At 34.0% G+C, this 7,633-nt stretch carries 4 protein-coding genes; all 4 read left to right on the forward strand.

Annotated elements, in window-relative coordinates; genetic code table 11:
- The coding region (locus tag ACFWDE_RS29190) for an Ig-like domain-containing protein (protein ID WP_377896230.1) at positions 1–1,708 on the forward strand (1,708 nt) is incomplete at its 5' end.
- Positions 1,709–2,013: 305 nt separating this feature from the next.
- The gene (gene colA / locus ACFWDE_RS29195; protein WP_377896231.1) at positions 2,014–4,911 is read left to right on the forward strand and encodes a collagenase ColA; all 2,898 of its coding nucleotides are present in this window, start codon (positions 2,014–2,016) and stop codon (positions 4,909–4,911) included.
- A gap of 398 nt (positions 4,912–5,309) precedes the next feature.
- Positions 5,310–5,858 (forward strand): NfeD family protein, encoded by a 549-nt coding sequence (locus ACFWDE_RS29200; protein WP_002204542.1) that lies wholly within the window; start codon positions 5,310–5,312, stop codon positions 5,856–5,858.
- Positions 5,859–5,870: 12 nt separating this feature from the next.
- Positions 5,871–7,445 carry a flotillin lipid rafts scaffold protein FloT gene (locus ACFWDE_RS29205; protein ID WP_002204541.1) on the forward strand — a complete coding sequence of 525 codons (1,575 nt, stop codon included), beginning with the start codon at positions 5,871–5,873 and terminating at the stop codon, positions 7,443–7,445.
- Positions 7,446–7,633 lie beyond the last annotated feature (188 nt).

The raw sequence follows: 7,633 nt of genomic DNA on the forward strand, positions 1-7,633 counted from the left end.
CTTAACAGGCTTATATAATTTAAAGCTAGGCTCAAATGAAATTCGTGATGTTAGACCTGTTCAAGAGCTAGGAAAAAGAATGTATATCGATATTCAAAGACAAAAAATCTTTTTAGATAATGTAGAAAAAAATAAAGAAGTTAAAATACCCGTCTATAATTTACAAGGAGATCCAATTAACACCATTCAATTGAAGAGTGAAGATGGAATAGTTAATAATGGTTCTGTTAAATGGGAGACTACCGGTGAAAAAACATACGAATTTACGTTGGATATAAAGCCAGAAGAGAATCGTATTAAATTTAATGGAACAGTAATTCAAAATGTTGTTGAAAGGTTAGATGAAATAAAGGAAACAATAAAAGAGGATAATGAACAAAAGGAAAATGTAATTCCCGATAAAACTTTACAACAACATATTAATAAAGAGAATTTAGGTAGAGAGAATTTAAACGCTCCTATCACAAAAGAAGATTTATTACAGATTAAAAAATTAGAGATACTTAAAGAAAAAGGAAAAGAGATAAAAGAGATAACAGATATAACAGGTTTAGAGTACATGACGAATTTAGAAAAACTCACTTTAGAAGGAGTAAGCTTGAAAAATATTGAGTTCATCTCAAACTTGAAACATTTGAACGATGTAAATGTATCTCATAATCAAATTGAAGATATAACACCGTTATCTTCATTGAAAAATTTACAATGGTTAAATCTTACAGATAATCGTATTAAAGATGTAACGGTTCTTGGCTCAATGTTAGACTTACTTAGTTTAAAATTAGCTGAAAATGAGATTCGTGATGTAAGGCCGTTAATACAATTAGGTCAGTGGGGAACAATTGATGTTAGAAGGCAAAAGGTCATTTTGGATGATGCAGAAATAAATAAAGAAGTGACAATTCCTGTATATGATTTAGAGGGAGAGCCAATTGAAAAGATTACGCTAAAGAGTGAAGGTGGAACGCTTACTGATGAGGGAATCATTTGGAGTACTCTAGGAGAAAAAATATATGAATTTGATTTAGATGCAGATCATTATGAGACGGGCATATTATATAGTGGCATCGTCATGCAGAATATAGTAGAAAAATTAATACCGAAAGAAGAAGTAAAAGAGCCAACAAAAGAAGTTGAAGAAGCAAAAGAAGAAGTAAAAGAAGCAACAAAAGAAGTTGAAGAAGCAAAAGAAGAAGTAAAAGAAGCAACGAAAGAAGTTGAAGGAGTAAAAGAACCAACAAAAGAAGTTGGAGAGGTAAAAGAAGAAGTAAAAGAGCCAACAAAAGAAGTTGAAGAGGTAAAAGAAGAAGTAAAAGAGCCAACAAAAGAAGTTGAAGAAGTAAAAGAAGAAGTAAAAGAACCAACGAAAGAAGTTGAAGAAGCAAAAGAAGAAGTAAAAGAAGAAGTAAAAGAAGAAGTAAAAGAGCCAACAAAAGAAGTTGAAGAAGCGAAAGAGGAAGTTAAAGAAGTAAAAGAATCAGCAACAGGATTGGATCAAGAGCAAAAAGGGAATAATCAAGTTGTTGAAAACGAGGGAAGAAAAGCAGACACTTTAAATAAACAACATGCTAATAAGCCAGAGGAAGGCAAGAAATCTTTACCATCAACAGGCGGTGAAGCTAGCACATCGACTTTACTTTCTGGAATAACACTTGTTCTTTCCGCACTAAGTATGTTCGTATTTAGAAAGAGATTATTTAAGAAGTAAATAACGTTTAATCTTATTATTAGATATAATTAATTTTTTCTTTTTTGAGAAGACATTATCATGGCAGTTTCATTAGAAACATGCATATGATGATGTCTTTTTGTATGAGAGAAGGATATTGCTGGGCATTTTCTAAGTGTATTAGAAATGGAAGAAAGTAGATTATTGTTTGGAGATAAAGGTTGATTTGTTCACGATATGTTCAAAATGTATGAAGAAATAATATGAAATATTGCATTTTATATCATTTCATCTGGATAATATGTTAAATTCTTGAATGGAATATTTACATAGGGGGAAATGATATGAACAAGAAATCAAAGATCAATAAAGTCATGCTTAGTATTAGTACAATGGCCTTATCGCTCGGGGCAATTCAAACTCATGTGTCAGCGGAAGAAAAGGTACCATATAATGTATTGCATTCGAAACCAGTTGGAATTGAAAAACGAGTAGATGAGATCGGACACGCTTCTAAAGCTGAGGAAACATTATCGTTTCAAGAGCGTTTAAAAGTAGGAGATTTTTCACAGCGACCAGCATCTATTATGAAAAGTTCAGAAGTAAAGCAAATTAAAGAAAGCTATTCAATGGCTGATTTAAACAAAATGAATGATCAAGAATTAGTTGAAACGTTAGGCAGTATTAAGTGGCACCAAATTACAGACTTATTCCAGTTTAATGAAGATGCAAAGGCTTTTTATAAAGATAAAGGAAAAATGCAAGTCATTATAGATGAATTAGCTCATAGAGGGAATTCATTTACGAAAGATGATTCAAAAGGAATTCAAACGTTTACTGAAGTGTTACGTTCAGCTTTTTATCTTGCATTTTATAATAACGAATTAAGCGATTTAAATGAGAGAAGCTTCCAGGATAAATGTTTACCTGCTTTAAAAGCAATCGCAAAAAATCCAAACTTTAAGCTTGGTACAGTTGAACAAGATACAGTCGTATCTGCATACGGTAAATTAATTAGTAATGCATCAAGTGATGTTGAAACGGTGCAATACGCATCGAATATTTTAAAACAATATAATGATAATTTTAATGCATATGTAGACGATCGTATGAAAGGACAAGCTGTGTACGATATGATGCAAGGCATTGATTATGATATACAGTCTTACTTAAATGAGGCTCGTAAAGAAGCGAGTGAAACGATGTGGTATGGAAAAGTAGATGGGTTTATTAATGAAATAAATCGTATTGCTCTTCTAAATGAAGTAACGCCAGAAAATAAATGGCTCGTTAATAATGGAATTTATTTTGCTAGCCGTTTAGGGAAGTTTCATAGCAATCCAAATAAAGGATTAGAGGTTGTTACACAAGCAATGCATATGTATTCACGTTTAAGCGAACCTTATTTTGTTGCGGTAGAACAAATTACAACAAACTATAATGGGAAAGATTATAGCGGGAATACGGTAGATTTAGAGAAGATACGTAAAGAAGGCAAGGAGCAATACTTACCAAAAACGTATACATTCGACGATGGATCTATTGTATTTAAAACTGGGGATAAAGTGTCAGAAGAAAAAATTAAGAGATTATATTGGGCTGCAAAGGAAGTAAAAGCGCAATATCACCGCGTAATTGGAAATGACAAAGCTTTAGAACAAGGTAATGCAGACGACGTATTAACGATAGTAATCTATAATACTCCAGATGAATATCAATTAAATAGACAACTGTATGGATATGAGACGAATAACGGTGGAATTTATATTGAAGAGACAGGTACATTCTTTACATATGAGCGTACGCCAGAGCAAAGTATTTATAGTTTAGAAGAGTTATTCCGTCATGAGTTTACTCATTATCTTCAAGGGAGATATGAAGTTCCCGGTTTATTTGGAAGAGGAGATATGTATCAAAATGAAAGATTAACTTGGTTCCAAGAAGGGAATGCAGAATTTTTCGCAGGATCTACTCGTACGAATAACGTTGTACCGAGAAAGAGCATAATTAGTGGGTTATCATCTGATCCTGCAAGCCGTTATACGGCAGAGCGTACACTATTTGCTAAATATGGTTCTTGGGATTTCTATAACTACTCGTTTGCATTGCAGTCGTACTTATATACTCATCAATTTGAAACGTTTGATAAAATTCAAGATTTAATTCGTGCGAATGACGTGAAAAATTATGATACATATCGTGAAACTTTAAGTAAAGATCCGAAGTTAAATAAAGAGTACCAAGCTTATATGCAGCAGTTAATTGATAATCAAGATAAGTATAATGTGCCGGAAGTAGCAGATGATTATTTAACTGAACATGCATCAAAATCGTTAACAGAAGTGAAGAAAGAAATTAGTGATATGTTGTCTATGAAAGATACAAAAATGACAAAACATGAGTCTCAATTCTTTAATACATTTACATTAGAAGGTACGTTTACAGGTAGTGTAACAAAAGGTGAATCAGAAGACTGGAACGCAATGAGTAAAAGAGTAAATGAAGCTTTAGAACAATTAGCGCAAAAAGAATGGAGCGGCTACAAAACGGTTACAGCATATTTCGTCAATTACCGTGTGAATAGTTCCAATCAATTTGAATATGATGTAGTCTTTCATGGTATCGCAAAAGATGACGGAGAAAATAAAGCTCCGACAGTTAATATAAACGGTCCTTATAATGGACTTGTAAAAGAAGGAATTCAATTCAAAAGTGATGGCTCAAACGACGAAGATGGAAAAATCGTTTCTTATTCATGGGAGTTTGGAGACGGAAGAACAAGTACAGAAGTTAATCCAGTACATGCATATGAAAGAGAAGGAACTTATAAAGTAGCGTTAAGAGTAAAAGATGATAAAGGAAAAGAGAGTAGAAGCGAGACAACTGTTACGATTAAAGATGGAAGTTTAACAGAATCTGAACCAAATAATCGTCCAGAGGAAGCAAATCGTATCGGGCTGAACACTACTATAAAAGGTAGCCTTATCGGCGGGGATCACACCGATGTTTATACATTTAATGTAGCATCAGCGAAAGATATCGATATTTCTGTTTTAAATGAGCATGGAATCGGGATGACATGGGTACTTCACCATGAATCAGATATGCAAAATTACGTAGCTTACGGTCAAGCTAATGGAAATCGTATAGAAGCAAAATTTAATGCAAAACCAGGTAAGTATTACTTGTATGTATATAAATATGATAATGGCGATGGAACATACGCATTATCAGTAAAGTGAAACTTTAATCAGCGGGGGTTCTGTTCATCCCCCACTGATTATTAGCCCACACCAATCGGACTTTTATGGGCAGTTATCTCCCACCTAACTTCCTCGCATTCGCCGAATTTTGAAGTGGGAGTTTTACTGCCCATTAATGCGGGATAAAATAAATGCTCTTCCAATGTATGTTTAACTTTACTTTTTGTGGAAAATAGTGTATTATATAGATATATAATATATCGGTTATTTTCTAGGAGGAGCCTGTCACAATAGGTTTCTCCTGTTCTTTTTTAGAGGCCTGTCTTACAGGCTTTTCTTTAAAAGGTAAATAACTGAAAATTAAGAACGATAATCTTTGAAAGAGGTGGGGCATACACATAACAAAAAAGGGATTGTTTAAGAAAGGGGGATAAGAAATGGTCTTGTTTGGTTATCCACTTGAAACAATTTATTTATATGGATTTATTATTGCTACTATACTCACTGTTATTTATATTTTCTTTGGAGATATATTTGAATCAATATTTAGTTTTGGGGGCGGATCTGTATCCGTTGTTACTTTACTACTTAGTTTCTTCGCCATGTTATGTGGACTTAGTTATATAGGAGAATATTTATTTTCCTTTAATAGTACTATTATTTTTGCTGGTTCATTTGCTATATCTTTCATCGGTGTTTTCATAATGAAAATATTAATTTTAAAACCAATTGCAGAAGCAGAACAAAATACGGTGCAACGTATGGATGAATTCATTGGTTGCAAGGGAGAAGTCATTACGACAATTCCTACAGAAGGATTTGGTGAAGTATTAATCTCCTCTAAATTTGGAAGTAATGCAATACCAGCGAAAACAATTGGGAAAAAAGATATTTCACAAGGAACCGAGGTCATTATTGAGGGAATTCAAGATGGTGTTTTGCTTGTACAAAACATCGCTTATTCTTTAAAGAAACCAAAATTATAAGGGGGAATTTACATGACGATTCCATTAATTATCGGTGGAGTTTTACTCGCAATTTTAATTCTACTCATTTTAGTATTCATTACGAAGTATCGTACAGTTGGTCCAGATGAAGCATTAATTGTAACAGGGAACTGGCTTGGTGGTGGAAAGAATGTTGTTACCACTGATGATGGAAAGAAGATTAAGATTATCCGCGGTGGTGGTACTTTCGTTGTGCCAATTATGCAACGAGCAGAACTTCTTAGCTTATTAAACTACAAATTAGAAGTTGGAACACGTGATACGTATACGAAACAAGGTGTACCAATTACAGTAAACGGTGTTTCTATTATTAAAGTAGGATCGACAATTGAAGAAGTTTCTACAGCAGCTGAACAATATTTAGGAAAAGAAACGGAAGAGTTAAAAGTAGAAGCAAAAGAAGTTTTAGAAGGGCATCTACGTGCTATTTTATCTTCTATGACAGTAGAAGATGCTTATAGTAATAGAGAGCAATTCGCACAAAAGGTGCATGAAGTAGCTTCTACTGATTTGAAGAAGATGGGACTTCGCATCGTTTCCTTTACAATTAAAGAAATAATGGATAAAAACGGTTACTTAGATGCACTTGGTCAGCCGCAAATTGCAATGGTTAAGCGTGATGCAACAGTTGCGAATGCAGAGCGTGAAAAAGAGGCACGAATTGAAAAAGCTCGTGCTGAGAAAGAAGCAAAAGAAGCGGAATATCAACGTGATGCACAAATCGCTGAAGCTGAAAAACATAAGGAATTAAAAGTACAATCTTATAAGAGGGACCAAGAACAAGCTCGCGCAGATGCAGATCTTTCTTATGAATTACAACAAGCGAAAGCGCAACAAGGTGTTACAGAAGAGCAAATGCGCGTTAAAATCATTGAGCGTGAAAAGCAAATTGAATTAGAAGAAAAAGAGATTGCACGTCGTGAAAAGCAATATGATGCAGAAGTGAAGAAAAAAGCAGATGCAGATCGCTATGCTGTCGAACAATCAGCAGAAGCCGAAAAAGTAAAACAAATGAAAAAAGCAGATGCGGATCAATATAAGATTGAAGCTGAAGCAAGAGCACGTGCAGAAGAAGTTCGTGTAGAAGGTTTAGCGAAAGCAGAAATTGAAAAAGCGCAAGGTCAAGCGAAAGCAGAAGTACAGAAAGCGCAAGGTACAGCAGAAGCAGATGTTATTAGATTAAAAGGTTTAGCTGAAGCAGAAGCGAAACAAAAAATTGCAGAGGCATTTGAATTATATGGGCAAGCCGCGATTATGGATATGGTTCTAAAAATGCTTCCGAGTTATGCGAAAGAAATTGCAAGTCCACTTAGCAATATTGATAAAATTACAGTTGTCGATACAGGCGGCGGTGGAAAGAATAGCGGCGCCGGAAAAGTTGCAGGTTATGCGACTGATTTAATGGCAACGATGCAAGAAACGCTAAAAGCTTCTTCTGGTATTGATTTAAAAGAATTACTAGAAGGATTTGCTGGAAAAGGTGCAGTACAGCAGTTATCGAATGATAAACCTGTCGTATCTGTAGTAGAAGATAAGAAAAAAGAAGTAGAAAAAGATAAAGAATAGTAAGGTGGGCAGGACCTCTAGCATGTGCTAGAGGTTCTTCTGTGAATCATAATATTTCGAAAAATATACATTTTTATACATTGTTTTAATTATTTAATTTTTATAGAATGAATTATGTATGCAATAATCTTTTAAATCTAGAAAGATGAGTAAAGAGAAATAGAGAGTCTCATCAACTTATTTATATC

The organism is Bacillus sp. NPDC060175 (genome assembly GCF_042728695.1).
Classification (GTDB): domain Bacteria; phylum Bacillota; class Bacilli; order Bacillales; family Bacillaceae_G; genus Bacillus_A.

Excerpts from the sequence above, each read along its gene's own strand:
- ACFWDE_RS29200 (WP_002204542.1), top strand. The coding sequence starts at position 5,310 with ATGGTCTTGTTTGGTTATCCACTTGAAACAATTTATTTATATGGATTT.
- colA (WP_377896231.1), top strand. The coding sequence starts at position 2,014 with ATGAACAAGAAATCAAAGATCAATAAAGTCATGCTTAGTATTAGTACA.
- ACFWDE_RS29205 (WP_002204541.1), top strand. The coding sequence starts at position 5,871 with ATGACGATTCCATTAATTATCGGTGGAGTTTTACTCGCAATTTTAATT.